The 16,071-nt window shown below is 72.5% G+C and carries 3 protein-coding genes; all 3 read right to left on the bottom strand.

All coding sequences use genetic code 11. From position 1 onward, the window contains the following. The coding region (locus tag C6Y14_RS24320; protein WP_225891246.1) for a WXG100-like domain-containing protein at window positions 1-15,019 on the bottom strand (15,019 nt) is incomplete at its 3' end. 81 nt (window positions 15,020-15,100) lie between these two features. Beyond that, window positions 15,101-15,475, bottom strand: coding sequence for a hypothetical protein (locus C6Y14_RS24315; RefSeq protein WP_107018906.1), 375 nt, complete (start codon window positions 15,473-15,475; stop codon window positions 15,101-15,103). Between the two features lie 2 nt (window positions 15,476-15,477). Then, window positions 15,478-15,933 carry a YbaB/EbfC family nucleoid-associated protein gene (locus C6Y14_RS24310; protein WP_107018905.1) on the bottom strand — a complete coding sequence of 152 codons (456 nt, stop codon included), beginning with the start codon at window positions 15,931-15,933 and terminating at the stop codon, window positions 15,478-15,480. Window positions 15,934-16,071: the final 138 nt, after the last annotated feature.

The raw sequence follows: 16,071 nt of genomic DNA, 5'->3' as shown, positions 1-16,071 counted from the left end.
CGACGTACCGGTCCGTCTGATTCAAGTTCGTGAACTCGAAATTCCCCAACTTGAACGGACGAAGAACCGGCTCCGCCACGACGGGCGCCGTACTCGCGTCCGGGTCCTGCTGCATGTGAGCCGGAACCCCGGTCACCGCCGTGCCGCCGGTCGACGGTCGGGGCAGGGAGACCGGGTCGACCCAGATGGCCTCGCGCGGTTCCGCGGTGGCACCCTCGCGGGCCTCCGCCCAGCTCTGGTCGACCGGGTTCGACTCGTCGCCGTTCTGCCCGGGCGCCGGAGTCACCTCGCCGATGAGCGCTCCGAGCAGGGCCAGGTGCCGGTCGCGCAAGCCGGCGGGGGCGAGCGAGGAGTCCTCCGGCGCCGCGTCGAGGTCGCCCAGCAGGCTGCCGAGGATGTGCGGGCGGTGCGGGGAATCGGCATCCCGGTACTCGTCCCGCAGGCCGAGCTGATGGGTCAGCTCGTGCACCAACTGCACCGGGGCCGCGTCGGCCCACCAGGTGATCTGGTCCATCGCCTGGTCCCGGCCCGCCAGATTCACGGTCAGGTGCGGAGCATCCGTGGCGCCCGGGGCACGCGAGACCTCCGGGACGTCGACGTGCTCGACGGTCACGTGCAGCCGGTCGCCGTTGGGGAGGCGGTGGGCCGGGGCGTTCAGGAACTCGTCCACGCCCGCCTTGAGCTGGTCGAACACCTCGTTGGCCTGCTCGTTCGTGCCGCGCAGCGCGACGCGGACGGTCAGCTCGGTGACCGGCTCGCCCTGGTACGAGAACCGCCGGGCGTCGAAGCCGGAACGCACCACGAACCGGGGACGGGTGTCGCGGGAGCCCTTGGGCCGCGCTGTACCGGTGCCGATGCCCGTGCCGGTGCTGGTGTCGATGTCGCTGCCGGTGTCGGTGGCGGTGGCGGTGGCGGTGTCGGCCTGAGGAAGTCTCGGGCGTGCCTCGCCGGTGTTGTTGTCCGCGGCCTGCGCCGGAGCGGTGGCAACGGGCTGCTGGATGCTGTCGCCGCGATTGTTGGTCGCGATGCTGCTGGCGAGTTGGGTGAAGGACCGCGCGACACCGAACAGCGTCTTGTTCGAGGGCAGCAGTCCCTGAAGCTCGGTGTTCCCCGCCAACTCGGCGTGCAGCAGCTCCTTGTAGGCGTTGTAGACCCTCGCCGTGTAGTTGGGCTCCTTGACCGCGTTGATCCGGTAGTCGTTGGTGACCGCGATGGAGGCGAGGTCCATCAGGTAGGTCTCGAACAGGTCGGTGACGTCCTGTTGCTTGGCTCCCGGCACGCCGACCCGTGCGCGCTGCGCGAGCACCCTCGCCATCTCTGTGACGATGTCGCGGTAGGTGCGGTACCGGATGGTCCTCGGGTAGGCGGCCATGATGTGGTCGGCCTGACCCGCGCCCTCGGTGTTCATGGTGCGCGGAGTCTTCAGGTCGCTCAGCCCCGGCACGGTCAGGGGCATCCCCCGGTACGCCGCCTCCTGCTCGGGAATCTCCGCGTCGCGGGAGGCGAGGGGGTGCAGGCCGATCTCGTGGGACAGCATCCCCATGATGTAGCCGGTGTCGTACTTCTCGAAGTAGTAGCTGGCGAGGTTGATCTGGACACCGGCGTCACCCAGGTCACGTACGTCGGCAGGGGTTTCCGTCGTGCGCAGGTGCAGGGTGATCCGTACGGGACGATCGCCGACGTAGGTCTTGATCGTGCGGTGCTCGTCGAGCAGCTCGATGATCCGGACCGCCTTGTCGACGTACCTGTCCGTCTGATTGAGGTTGGTGAACTCGAAGTTCCCCAGCTTGAAGGGGCGAAGGGCAGGCGCAGGCGCAGGCGCCGGGTCCGGGGTCGAAGCCGGAGCCGTGGGCACGTCGGTGCCGTCGTCGTTGGCGTCGTCGTTGCCGTTGGCGTTGGCGTTGCCGTCGTCGTTGCCGGACAACGTGCTCAGCTCGTACGCCTCCTCCTCCACGACACCCGGGAGGTCGCTGCCGGTCGGTGACGGGGGCAGCGGAGCGGTGATCGCATCCTGCGGGACCGGTTCCTGCAGTGCCGGATCCGGAACGGGCGGCACCAGAGCAACCGGTGGAATCGGCGGCACCGTGTCGACGGGCGTCGAGCCCTCCACGTCGGCCCCCTTGAGGACCTCCGCCTTCGTACCCTTCGTACCCTTCGAATCCTTCGTGCCCTTCGGGTCCTTCGTGTCCTTGGGTGCGGGAGCCTTCGAGTCCTTGGACTCGGACGTCTTCGAATCCTTCGGATCCGGCGTCTTCGGCGCCGGCGCCGGCGCCGGCGTGTGCAGGGTCAGCGGGACGAAGTCCCCGCCCCGGCGGCGGAGCCGGATGTGCGGGCCGCTGTCGCCGGACGGGCCCGCGTAGGTGTGGGCGGTGCCGTTCTCCTCGATCAGGGTGACCGTGGCGCCGGTCGCCGTGGCGGCCCACTCGGCCAACGCGCTGTCGGCCGCGGGACCCCACGGGGCCTCGGCGAGGTGGCGGCGCAGATTGGCGTCGCGCATGAACTGGCTCGGCGCCGGATCGCCGGGGCGGCCGGCGGGGAGCGGCGGGGGTGTGAAGAGGGTGTCGTGCGTCGTCCGGTCGCCGGGCAGGCCGTACCGGCGCATCAGCTCCATGGGCGGTGCCGCCGCGCGCCTGCGCAGGCGCGCCACCTCCGGGCCGACGACTCCGGGCTGTTGCGAGGCCTGGAGCACGGCCGTGGAGAGCGCGCCGAAGAAGCCGTTGCCGCGGCCGGTGGGCGTGCCCTGGGTGTAGGTGGCGCCGTCGGGCGCGGTGAGGACGCCGTCGCGGTCGAGGCGGTAGCGCGGGCCGGTGGTGTCGGCGGGCGGCAGCCAGGGCGCGATGCTGTGGCTGCGGTGCGCGGGCGGCTGCTCGGGGGTGGGGCGCGTGGTGCCGACGGGGGTGGTCCCGGTCGTCGTACCCGGAGCGGTCGTGGTCGGTGGCAGCGCGGTGGCCACCGGGGCCGGGGTGCCGGTCGGGAGCGCGGCGTGGAAGAAGCCGTCGGTGGTGAAGAGGACGGGGTCGGCGGCCGGGTCGACGGAGGCGGGGTCGCCGCCGTGCGGGAGGAACAGCTGGTCGCGGCCCTCTCCGGTCACCACCGTGAGCGGGGTGCCCAGGACACGGGCGGCGAGCGCGGGCAGCAGGTCGGCTCCGCCGTGGTCCCCCGCGCGGCGCTCGGGCGGTTTCGGTGTGCCGTCGGCGGGCCCCGTGCCGGCGTCCTGCGGCGGCTCGGCAGCGAACGGGCGGGACAGGGCCACCGTGGCGAGCGCCACCCGCTGGTCGGGGGTCGGCCAGTAGGTCTGCGGGAGGCGGCCGAAGGCGTCGAACTCGGCCTGTTGCGCGGGGGTGAACACCACGCCCGCCGTGTCGAGTTCGGCCTGGGTGAAGGTGTCCGCGGCGTCCAGGGCGAGGGCGTCGAGCAGGTCCTGGTTGCCGTCCTCGCCCAGTGCCCAGGCGAGGCGGTCACGGGCGGCGCCGACGGCCTCGGCGGTGACCGCCGGATCGCCGGGCGCGCCGGTGAACCGGGCGGCGAGGTCGTCGCCGAGCAGGTACGGCAGACGGCCCTGTGTGCCGGCGGTGGCGAGCAGCGCGTGGAAGAACGAGGCGCCGTCGTGCGGCATGTCGTGGACCTCGCGCACGGTGGCGCCGTCCGGCGAGGTGAGGGTGCGCGGCGCGGAGTCGGTGGCGTCGGTGACGGTGTACGGCGCGGGTGCCTCGGAACGCCAGTCCGGCGCGGTGTACGTCTGCGGCGCGTCCGGCACCTTGACGTTGGCCGAGCCCTGGTGGTGGGCGGTGAGGCGGGAGGCGGCGAGGTGCAGCCGGTGGTGGTCCGCGGCGGCGGCGTCGGTGCGCAGCTGCCAGCGGTGGACCTCCTCGCGGGCGGCCTGCCAGGCGATGACGGCCGGGGAGTAGAAGAGGTCCGGCGGCAGGTCGGTCGGCTCGCCGGAGTTGTCGTCGCCGAGCGCGGCCCGGTCCTCGTCGCTCAGGTCGAGCCAGGTCTCCCGGGAGCGCGCCCGGGCGTCGTAGTAGCTCTTCTCGGCCGTGGCGAGGTCGGCGGCGGCCTTGGCCTGGGCGTCCCAGGCCGCGACGACGTCGTCGGTGAACGAGGTCTCGTCGAGGAGCCCGTAGTCGCGGGCGAGGTCCTCGCGCAGCCAGACCAGCGCGGTGGTCTCGGCCTCGGCGGCACGCGGTCCGCGCCTGGCCTTGCCGAGCGCGCGCAGCGGGCGGCTGTCGGTGTAGCGGTGGTCCACCTCGGCCACGGAGAGCCAGCTCACCGGGATCGCGAAGAGCATGCTCCGGTCGGTGACGACCTTGAGGTGGGTGCCGAGGGTGGTGTCCGCGGTGCCCTTGAGGGTGGTGCCGTCGTTCGTGCCGCCGATCGGGACCGTGGCGCCCGGGTTGGTGACACCGGCGTTGCTGGTGCCGGCCAGCGGCGCGGTGCCCACGGCGCCCTCGACGTTGTCGGTGATGCCGGCTTCCAGCGCGTCGGAGGTCTTCGCCCGCTGCATGGCCTCCATGCGGGGCTTGTTCTCCACGGCGAGCAGCCGCGCGCCGCGGCGGTGCATCTTCGCGTAGAGACGGGAGTCGGCGGTGTGCGACTGGCCGAGGAGGTGGGAGGACGACTGGGTGGGCAGTGCCGCGCCGCCCGCGCCGAGCGCCTCACGGAATCCGCCGGTCAGACCGACCTGTGTGGTGGCCTCCTGCTGGGCCTGGCCGGGGGCGGTGCCGACGCCGGTGAGGGAGGTCTGGTGGGCCATGCGTACGCGGCTCGCGAGGTGGGCGCCGGTGTGCCGGCTGCCGAGGTCGCCGTCGCCGAGGCCGTCGGCGCGGGCGGTGGCGATGGTCAGGGCGTCGTGCACGTTGCCGGCGCCGCGGATGTCCACGGCCAGGATGCCGGAGCCGATGGTGTCGTCGAAGGGCAGCACGTCCGGGTCGGGGCTGCCGCCGGGGTTCCCGGCGGCGGAGGTGCGCCAGGCGGCGATGCCCTCGGGGCGGGCCTGGGCGGCGGTCAGTACGCGTACCGCGCGCTCGGGTTCCGGTATGTCCTGCTCGGTGAGCGCGCCGTCGGACCCGTCGCCGTCCGGGGTGAGCAGGCTGGCGGGGAGCACCTCGCTGAGCGTGCCGACGTCGACGTTGGAGACGCCGGGGGTGAGCGCGTCGCCGGTCGAGTCCGTCATGGTGACGGTGAGGGCGTAGCCGGTGATGATCTCGGCGTGCGCCTGGGTGGTGGCGATGTTCGGCATCGCGGTGGTGCCGGCGGTCTGGGTCCTGACGCTGTTCCGCTGCTTGGCGGCGGTGCCCTGGAGCGAGGGGTTGGCGATGAGGACGCCGTCCTCGGCGGCGCGCTGGCCGCCGCTGAGCGTCACGTCGGCGCCGCGGTCCTGTGAGGTGCCGGCGGCGTCGTCGCGGGCGGTGGTGCGGTAGTCCTCCAGCTCGTAACCGGTGCGCAGCCGGTCCACGGTGGTGGTGATCGGTGTCAGTTTGAACTGCAGTTGTCCGGGGCTGCCGTTGACGGGCAGGTGGAACATGTTCGACCAGGTGCGGTAGCGGACCGGCAGGGTCATGCCGTCGGTCGTCAGCTCGTGCAGGTGCGCGGCGAGGAAGTCCGGGGAGAGGCGTTGGAGGACCTGTTCCCGGTCGTGCGAGGGCACCCCGATCCGCGTCAGCTGCTGGATCAGGGGTCGTGCCGCGGGACTTGCGTCGAGCTGGCCGCTGGGGTGGGTGGGGAAGCGGCGGAACCGCAGGTAGGGGGGCACCCGGTAGCCGCGGCCGAGGTTGTGCGGGGTCTTGTCGCCCAGGCCGTCCGGGGCGAGGCCCGCCTCGATGACGTCCTGCATCGGCAGGTGGAACATGACCGCGTCGCGGATGCGCTGGAGGGCGGCGGCTGCCCTGCGCGGGGCGAGGCTGTTGCCCAGGCGGTCGGATACGCGTCCGGCCGCGGAGCTGAGGCCGGCCCCGGCGCGGGTGCCGATCGCGCCCATCGCGGCCGTCCACCGGTCCCGTACGGCGATGGTCTCGGCTGTGTCGGCGACCACCAGGTACATCCGGCCGGCGTAGGAGAAGGTGGTGTTGCGTCCCCTGGTGAGGGTCTGCGAGACGCTGCGGCCCTTGCCCCAGGCGTACTGCAGGGCGGCCGAGTAGGAGCCGACCACCGCGGGGCCGCCGGGGGCCTGCTGCAGGGGTGTGTCGCCGCCCTGGAGGCCGAGGGTGGTGCGCGAGACGGTGCTGGCGCTGCCGTTGACGCGGTGTTCGTTGCCGACGGTCGTCTCGGAGCTGGCCGGCTTGGGGTCGCTCCTGACCCGGAAGTTGCTCAGCTCGCCGCGGACCACGCCCTTGAGGTAGTGGGTGCTGAACGGTCCGGCGCCGTTCAGTCCCGCGACACGGGAGCCGAACGGGCCGAGGTACTGGCCGAGTTGGCCGGCCACGCTGAGGTTGGCCATCGCGCGGCGCAGTGCGGTGCGTACCGGGGCGCCGGGCGCGCTGACGTGCCAGGAGGTGCCGGAGGCGCGGTCGGCGGTGTCCTGCATGAGCTGCTGGCGCTGCGGGCCGCCTTCGGCGCTGAGCACCACGTGCGGGGCGCGCAGCAGTTTCTTGGTGAGCTGCTGGTCGGCGGACTCCGCAGCGGGCAACGGGCGTGTGCCGTCGATGAGTTGGTCCGCCGCGTCGGCGGAGAGCTGTGTCGGGGCGGGCGTGGTCGCGGTCGTGGCGGCGGGTGCCGTACCGGTCGATGCCGTACCGGTCGGGGGTGGGTCGGCCGGGGCGTAACGGTCGGAGCCGTGTGCCGCGGGTACGGCCAACTCCACCCGGCCGACGGTCTCGCTGCCCCGGGTGAACAGGGGCCGTTCCTCGACCTTGCTGACGAAGACGCCCGCGCCGAGCAGGCCGACCGAGGCGAGCCTCGCCCAGCCGCGCGGGCGGCGGTGGCCCTCGAAGGTGGCGCCCAGTTCCACCTGGTAGCTGTAGAGGTCGGCGCCGGTCTGGAACATCAGGTGGTCGTGGACGACCGCGACCGTGTTCCTGGTGGCCTTCTGGTCGGTCCGTCCGTGCCGCAGGCCGACGGCCACGCTGCCTGCCTGGCGCGGCAGCCCCACCTCGGGCACCTTGTCGTGGTCGCGCGGTCCGACGCCCATCTCGACACCGCCGGACAGGGTGACGGACGCCTGCTCCCCCTGGCCGGAGACCTCGGTGCCGATCACCGCGTTGCGCAGCGAGCGCTCGCTCATGGTGGTCTCGAACCGCCGGTCGGTCAGCCGCGCCTTGAGTACGAGGGTGTGGTGGCCGCGGCGTACCTTGCCGTCCTCGGTGAGGGTGACGGGCACACCCGTGGTGGACAGGTCGTCCAGGCTCTGCGACAGGCTGGGCCGGTTCAGCGCCTCGCGCACCTGGCGGTCGTTGTGCAGCGCGGTCCGCATGCGCCCGTCGCCGTACCAGAACTTGGCCAGCCGCGGATGCCGCAGCATGAACGGTGGCACGAACAGCGACGGGTACGACTGGTGCAGCGTGTCCAGGACCGCGTCCGTGAACGCGTGCATGGGGTCCTGGGGGGCGGGCGGCGGCGGTGTCTGGTTCTGGGTCGGCTGCTGGGACTGGGTCTGGGTCTGACCGGACGGCTGTACTTGGGTCAGGGGCTGGGACTGGGTCTGGACCGGCGGCGGAGGCGGGGTCTGCGACTGCGTCTGGGTCTGCGGGGGCGCGACGGGGCGGAAGCCCTCGGCACGGACCTGCCCGCTGAGGTGGACCGGGTCCTCCCGGGTGAGGTACCACGGCACCGGCGGCTCGGCGTCCGGGTTGGGGCCCGCCTGGCCGGGCGTACGGCTGTCCCAGCCCGCGAGGCGGCGCGCGTCCTGGGTGGAGATCCAGTCCAGGCTGACCACCCGCACCGGCCGGGCGGCGGACGCCGGTTCGCCGGGCTTGCGCACCATCAGGGTGCGCTCCACCCGGTAGAGCGCGACCGGGTGGTTACGGACCCGGCCGGTGGTCTTCCGCGCCGCGTCGACGCCGAGGTAGTGGCCACGCCCGGTGGACAGGTCCGCGCGGACGAGGGGGCCGCCCTGGAGGCGTACGTCGGTCTCCGGGCCGGCGAGGGTGTAGTTGGGCCCCGCGGTGATCTGGACGCCCAGCCGGGTGTCGCGGACGTGCCCGCGCTCGTTCTGGTACGTGGTCTGGGTGAGGTCGCGCAGTTCCGCCTTGACCGACTCGGTGACCAGGGTGGCCCGGTGCGGCACCGAACGCTCCACGATCAGGTGCCCCAGCGGGTGCTGTCCGCTGCCCCGGGTCAGCTCGGGCCCCGTGACCGGTCCGGAGAACCGGCCGAACAGCGCGAGGAGACGCCCCGGCCGGACGTACGAGACCAGGGTGCGGTGCGCCGAACTCCCGGGCCGGGCGCCGGAGATGGCGATCGCCATGTCCTCCGGGGAGTCCGTCAGGTGCAGGGCGGTGGTGTCGGTCATCCGCGGCTCGATCCCGTCCGGGAACGTGAGCGTCTTCGGTGCCCGCTGCGGCCCCGTGTAGGGCACGGTGAGGTCGTCCGGCAGCCGCCAGCTCAGCCCGTCGCGCATCGCGAACTGCGCGCTGTGGACCTGGGTGCGCTGCCAACTCGATGTCGGCAGCGGAGTGGCCGGGGTGGCGGTCGAGGTGGTGGTGCTCGGGGTGGCGGTCGTGGTGGTGGTGCTCGGGGTGGCGGTCGTCGTCGGGGCGGTGGGGGGCGGGGGCGTCTTCGGCCCCTCGGTGACGCGGTCCACCCGTACCCGGTAGTGGACGTCGTCCAGATGCAGGTGCGAGCCCTCCCAGTTGCGCCACTCGGACTGGTTGTACGCCTGGGTGCCCTGCGCGTAGTCGGTCCGGCGCGTCCAGCCCAGCGAGAAACCGATCTTCAGCAGCCAGTTGAGCGGAGGCCCCATGCTCAGACCGCCGGCGATCCGGCGCCCGAAGCCGACGCTGCGCCCGCCGCCCGTACCGGCCTGGCCACGCCGCATGGTGTCCACCCTGACGGTGGCGTCGCCCACGTTGGAGAAGCGCTCCCAGCGGTGGTACGGGATGGCCTCGACCGTCATCTCGTGGCCGACCCCGGACTTCTCGCGGCCGACGAAGCGCGCTCCGCGCGGGGCGGTGAAGGCGTCGGGCTGCTGGGTCAGCAGCCGCAGCAGCTCCGCCTCGTCGAACTGGGAGCGCAGCTTCGCCGGAAGCTTGCTCAGGATCTCCTCGGCGACCTGCTCGGGCGAGCGGAGGGTGGTCTTGCCCAGGCCGGTGAAGAGTCCGGTCCGGGGACGGGGCGGGGTCTTCCCGCTCTTGCCGGTCCTGCCGGTCCTGCCGGTCTTGCCGCCGGGCGGCGTGCCGTCGCCGGGGTCCGCACCCGGGTCGATCAGGACCGTGGGCAGGCGGCTGCCGTCCTCGAAGGTGACGGTCTGCGGCGCCGGGCCGGGCAACCAGGCGTCCGGGCCCGTCAGCAGCCGTGCCGGACGGTGCCGTTCGAGCTGGGTCTCCAGCGGCACCGGGTCGCCCCGGTCCGGGGTCTCGGGCGCGGGACTGTCGAGGTCGGTGACCCCGCCCATGCTGCGCAGCCACTCCCCGAAGACCCCGTCGGCGCCCAGGTCCTCGGTGACAGGGTCCTGCGTGGCCAGGTCCTTGGTCGCGTCCGCGTCCGGTTCGGGGGTGGCCGAATCCGGTACGGGGGTGAGCGGCGCCGAGGCCGGGACCAGCGCGTCGAAGTGGTCGGTGCCGTTGTAGGACAGGTGCAGGGTGCCGCCCTGGCCTCCCGGGTTGAGGGGGTTGACGAAGGTGGTCCCCGGCAACCGCGGGTCGGGCTGGACGAGCCGCAGGTCCAGGTCGAGGGTGTGGGCCAGCGCTTCCGGAAGCAGGTCGGCGAAGGGCGAGGCCCACAGGTCGGAGAGTTCGGCCGCCGCGGCGACCAGCCCCCTGGCGCCGAGGCGGCGCGCGTCGGCGGGGGTGGGCGCCACGGCGGCGAGCTGCGGGTAGTCGCTCTCGGCGATGATCCGCTGCCACTCGGCGGTGTCGGCGCCGGTGACGACGTCCTGCGCGACCCGGTTCCACCGCTGGGTGATGCGGTCGCGTTCCGCTGTGTTCTGCACCCCGGCGAGGGCGCGCATCCGCAGGTCGTCCACCACGGAGAACACCGGGTCCGGGATCGCGCGGGTCATGTTGTCGCCCAGTTCGGTACCGGTGATCCGGTCACGCAACCGGGTGCGCAGCCCGGCGACGTTCCGTGCGGCCCACGCGGGCGGGACGGTCTGGCTGCGCGCGCTGTCGAGCGCCGCCCGGAAGAGGCAGTTCCCGCCGCCCGGGGTGGCCAGCCGCCGGAAGGCGAGGCCGCTCGCGCGCACGATGCCCACCGAACCGGTCTTGTTCTTGCTGAGGAGGGCCAGGTCCTCGGCGAGGCTCTCCGGGCGGCTCGGCGTGGGCGCCAGATCGGGTCTGCGGCGGGCGAGTTCGGCGGTGTCCTCGGCACTCAGGTTCAGCTCGGACAGCGGCAGCGGGGTGCCGGCGAGCGACCAGGTGATCTGCGCGGCGGGCGCGTAGGACAGTCCGCGTACGTCCTCCGGCGAGACCATGGTGGTGGGCGGGAGAGCGGGCGGCGGCGGGGGCAGCAGGGTGTCGAGCGTGGTGTCGGGCCCGGCGTTGGCACGCAACTCGGCCGCGGCACGCAGGAATTCGGTGTACTGCTCGACGGTGGGGTCGGCCGCGGGATCGGCGCCGGTGTCGGCTGAGGCACCGGCACCGGTGTCACCTGTGGCACCGCGCCGGTCGACGGTCATCCGGCGCAGCAGGTCCGGAGTCATGCGGCCGTCACCGTAGCGGGCGGCGGTGTCCGGGCCGGCCCAGCGCAGGTTGTCCACGAAGGCGAGTCCGGCGAGCAACTCCCGGTTCTCCGGCCGCTGTTCGGCGTCCGGGCCGAGCGCGCCGCGCAGAGTGCGGATCTGCTGCAGGGTACGGGCCCTGGCGAAGGCGTCGGCCGGTCCCGGGCCCGCGTGCAGTCCGGCGTCACGGGCCAGGTCGTCCAGGTCGGTGCCGCTGGGCTCCGGGGTGAAGAGCCGCCACGCTCCCGGTCCGTCGGGGCCCTCGGTGAGCACGGCGCGGACGTTGCCGTCGGCGTCCCGGGCGGTGCCCACCTCGGTGGTCGGCGCGTACACCTGGCGCCCGGTGCGGTTCGCCACGTGCTGCGCCACGGGCAGTCCCGCGATCTCGGGCTGGCGCCCGGTCTCGCAGGAGTACAGCACCAGCGGCCGGTCCTCATCGCCGTCCTGCGCCCAGGAGTTGAGCACCTCACCGAACTGCACACCGCTGACCTTCACGGTGGGGTGGGCCGCGTCGTCGGTACCGAGGGTGACGGTACGAGGGGTGGCGTGTCCCACGAAGTAGTCGGCGCCGCGCTCGGTGCCCGAGCCGGGCAGCGCGGTCGGCGGGCCGGTGAACACGGTACGGCGGACCGGCGGGTCCCCGGCGGTCTCCGGAGTCGGGGAGACGGAGGTGGTGCGCACACCCCGGAAGGTGTCCTGGCCGAGCAGCTCGCGACGCGCCGCACTGTGCGCCGTGCCGTCCTCGGCAGGGCCCTGCGAGATGGTCAACGTCTGTACGGCACGGCCCGGTTGCGGCTTCACCGTCGAGTTCGGCACCAGGCGGCGCAGCTGTGCGACGGGGACGGTGTGGCCGTCCAGGGTGGTGACGGCCTGCCCGCTCGTGGGCCGGACGACGATCCGCCCGGTGGGCGGGGGTGTCGCGGAGGGCGTCACGGGCAGCGCCACCGGGGGTGTCGCGGGGGTGCTGTCCGATGTGTCGGGTGACAGGTCGGCCGGCGTGGTGGGGGAAGGCGGCGGGGTGCCGCCGTCGCCGGGCCCGCGTCCGCCGCCGAGGTCGGAGGTCCGGCCCCCGGTCGCGTCGCTGTCGCCCGACTCCAGGTGCAGGTCGGTGGCCGTCTCGCTCCAGGGACGGGAGAGGGTGGCCAGCTTGGCCGTGACGGGGGCGGCGGTGTCCGTGGGGGTCGGACCGACTCCGGTGCCGTTCAGGCCCGTCGTCACGTCCGAGACCAGTTTCGGGCGCGGGGCGGGGGCCGGGTCGCTGTCGGTCTTCACCTCGGCCTGCGGGGCGGGGCCGGAGGTCGTGGCGGGGGTATGGCCGAAGGCGTCGGCAAGCGGCAGCAGCACGTTCGCACCGGGGAAGTCGGTGTCCGAGGTGACGGCGGTGTCCGCGGTGCCGTCCGTCGTCATGGCGGGCGGTGGCCCGGCGAGCGGGCGGGCCCGGACCGGGGCGCCCGGCCCCTCCCGGGTCAGCTCGACGGCGGCGCGTACCGGACGGCCCGATCCGTCCGGCGCGACCGCGGGACCGAGCACCACGGCCCGGTCGACCCCGGCACCGTCCAGCAGCTCGGCCGCCTCCGGGGACCCCTCCCCCGGCGGCGGCACCTCCGAGACCACGATCGTCAGCGGCGGCGCCTTGGTGACCTCGGGATTCGTGACGGCGGCGGGCCCCGCCTTCACGTCGCTCGGGCCGCCGGTGTCACGTACGTCGGCGGTGTCACGTACGTCGGCCGCGTCACGTACATCGGCGATGTCACGTACGTCGCCCGTATCGGCGTACGAGCCGGTGGTGTTCACCTTCGGGGGCGCTGCGCCGGTGTCCGTGTCCGGCACGGAAGTGCTGTCGACGGAGTCCGACGTGACGGCATTCTCAGCGGAGTCGACTGTCTCCAGGGAGATGGTGCTGTCCGGGGAGACAGTGGTCTGCGGCTCTGTCGTCGTCTCCGACGACGAGGTCTCCGAGGTCTGCGCGGTGTCATCGGTCGTGGTCTGCGAACCGTCCGCCGGGTTCGTGAGGTCCAGGTCGCTGGAGTCCTGGGACTGCGTCTCCGAGGAGGTCGAGGAATTCGAGGAGGACTGGTTGGTTCCGGCGGCGGGGGCGCCACCCGGCCGAGCACCTGTGTTCGTGCCGGTGTTCGTACCCGTGCCCGTGCCGGTGTTCGTGCCGGTGCCGGTGCCGGTGTTCGTGCCCGTGCCCGTGTTCGTACCCGTGCCGGTGTTCGTCGCAGCCGAGTTGGTCAGGCCGTTGGACGGGACAGGGCCGCCGTTCGTCTGCTCGGAGCCCACGTCCGGATTGCCCTGCGCGACCTCGGAACCACCGGGCTCGGGAACGGAGTTGACCGAGGAGTCGTTGCCGAACCCGTCCGTCGTGAGCGGGTTGTCCACCGTGACGGGTGTGCCGAAGCTGTCGAGTGCGCGGCGGACCTCGTCGGCGTCGATCTGGGCGGCGGGGCTGTTCCCGGCCGGGACCACCCGGACCTCGGGCAGCTGCGAGAGGTTGCTGTGCAGGTTGTCGCGGACGCCGATCTCGGTGCTGCCGGGCTGCTGGGAGCCGCGCAGTTCGGCCAGATCGCGCAGGGCCTGCTCGCGGACCTCGGCGGGCCCGTTGTGGACCTGCTGCCACAGCTCGTTCTCCGCCGCGGTCACGGGCATCGGACCCGGCGTGTACGCCGGCGGGTTCACGCCGACGTACGGGGGCGGCTCGCCGACCGAGTAGGGCGGAGGCAGGTCGGTCCCGGTGTAGTCCCCGGTGAAGTCGCCCGTGCCGGTGTTCTGTTGGGAGACCACCGGGGGCGCGTTGCGCGTGGACCCGCCGCCCGAAGAGCTCGACGAGTTCGTGGAGTTCGACCCCGAGGAACCCGACGTGTCCGTGTTCGAGGGGCCGTCGGCGCTGTCGGAGTCGCCACGGGTGCGCGTGGAGCCGTCGGAGTCCCGGGTGTCGGTGTCCGCGCTGCCGCCGGAGACGGTGGGCGGCTGGTTGCGCAACTTCTCGATGGTGTTGCGCAGTTCGGCGCCGCTGTTGATGGCGGTGGACGACAGACCGCCCTCGGCCAGGCTGCTGACGCCCGCGCCGACGAACGTCGACCAGCTGGTGGACCAGTCGCCGTCGAAGGCGCCCTTGATCAGGATCTCCGCGAGGCCCTCACCGGCGCCGGCGGCCAGGAAGTCGGCGGTGCCCTTGAGGCCGTAGTGCCCGGCGAGCGCGCCCGGCCGGTCGGCGTTGTGCTTCAGGATCTGGTTGTTGCGCCACAGGCTGGTGTTGTTCTTGAAGGAGTTCGGGTTGAACCGGAACGAGAACGAGTTCTTGTTCGCGAGGTTGGGACTGTTCAGGTTCGGGTTGGGACCTGGGCTGTTGGTCGGCGGAGGGTCGTTCTTGGAGCCGGGGCCGGGACCGGGGTCGGGGTTCGGCTTGGGGTTCGGCCCGTTGTTGTTGTAGTCGAGCTTCGGGGGGTTCTTGAAGTTGGGACCGTTCTTGAAGTCGAGATCCGGTCCTTTCTTCAGGAAGTTGCTGTCGAAGGCCTTGACGATGTCCTTCGCGAACTTGTCGAAGATGCTGGTGAAAAAGCCCGCCGCGGCGCCGAACGCGGCGGACTTGAGGATGTCGTTCCAGTCGAAGCCGTCGGGGCGGCGGCCGTTCGGGGCGAAGTTCATCATCGCGAGGCGCACCGCGAAGGTGGTGAACGCCTCGGCGAACGCCTCGGTCAGCGAGGGCGCCAGGTGCAGCCGCTGGAGCAGGTGCGTGAGCGTGGTGAGGATCATGAACCGGCTGCGCAGCTTGGCCATCATGATCTGGCTGGCGGAGGCGCCGCCGGTGAAGAAGGACATCGCCAGATAGATGGCGATCTCGATGAGCAGCCGGATGACCTCGGCGATGACCTGCCACTTGGACTCCATGATGTCCATGGAGGTCTTGCGCCGGCCCTCGGCGATCTTGTCGAGCTGCTCGGAGAACTCGCGCAGATAGTTCTTGCCGCCGTCGTCGATGAGCATGCCCATCGCCTTGGCGTACGACTTCGAGAGGTCGTCGGGCATGACCTGGGCGATGTCGTGGATCGACTTCTCGATCAGCGAGGACATCCTGTTGAGCTTGCGGCCCAGGCCTGAGTACGGCTGGCGGCTCTCGAAGGCGAGGTCCTCGTCGGCGTCGATGAGCTTCTCACCGGTGAGGATGAAGAGCATCGCGTTGACCTCGGGCGAGGCCATCATGCTCATCGGGCGCCACCCCGGACGTCATGCGGGCATGACGGGACGGCCGCTCCCGGCACGAGGCGGGAGCGGCCGACGGCGCGCGGATCAGCGGCGGCCATGCCCGCCCGGGCCGTTGCCGTCCAGCCCGTTGGTGTCGAGCTCACGGTTGTTCTGCTCGATCGCCTCGATGTTGCCGTCACGGGTGGTCTTCATCAGCCGGACCTGGCTCACCGTGGCGTCCGTGATGCCCACCAGGGCGTCACGGATGGACATCATGGTCTCCTTGGTGGTCTGCCGCTCCTTCTGCTCCTGCGGCTTGGCCTTCTCGGCGAAGTCGCCCTCCGTGCCGGGCCACTTGACGGTGGGGGCCAGCTCGTCGAGGAACTCCTCGGTCATGCTCCTCGCCAGGGTGCCGATCTCCTCCAGCTGCCCCGCGAGGGCCTCGATGCGCTGCGGGTCTACGTAGTACCGCTGTCCCATCGTCAGTCCTCCCCGTCGTCGCCGAGCGCGTCCCGCCAGGCAGGGGTGGCCTGGCCGTCGCGCGCCGTGTCCTCGTCGTCCTCCTGCAGCACCGCGGGACCGAAGATCTTCTCCCAGTCCAGCTCGAAGCCCTTCAGCTCCGGCACGTCACTGCTGGGCTCGGCGAAGGGTGCCATCGCCTTCATCACGTGCTTGTTCATCTTCAGGCGTGCCGCGTTCGCCGCTTCGAGGACGCTCGCGGACAGCTCCTGGTGGGACATGTCCCGGTACTTGTTCTCCAGGAACTCGATCCCGGTCAGTTCACCCTGCGGGCCCACGGTGGCGCGCACCGCGCGGTCGGAGGAGAGCACGGCGAACGACGCCTGGCGCAGCTCGCGCTCGGTGCGCGCGACCGCCTCCTGGGCAGCCTGGAGTTCGGCCATGGCCTTCTCCAGCCGCTTCTCCAGCGGTTCCGTCACGACCGCCCCGCCCTTCTCGTCGGCAACTGCCCTGCTGATCTTGCCTGGTGAGGGCCGCTTCGCGGAAGTCCGGGAGGGGTGGGATTCGTCTCTCCCCTGTTCCCGCCGTGGCCGGACCGGGCCCCGCCGTGGCCGCGC

This window comes from Streptomyces dioscori (assembly GCF_003024195.1).
Taxonomy (GTDB): domain Bacteria; phylum Actinomycetota; class Actinomycetes; order Streptomycetales; family Streptomycetaceae; genus Streptomyces; species Streptomyces dioscori.
This window is presented reverse-complemented; position numbering and strand designations above follow the sequence as displayed.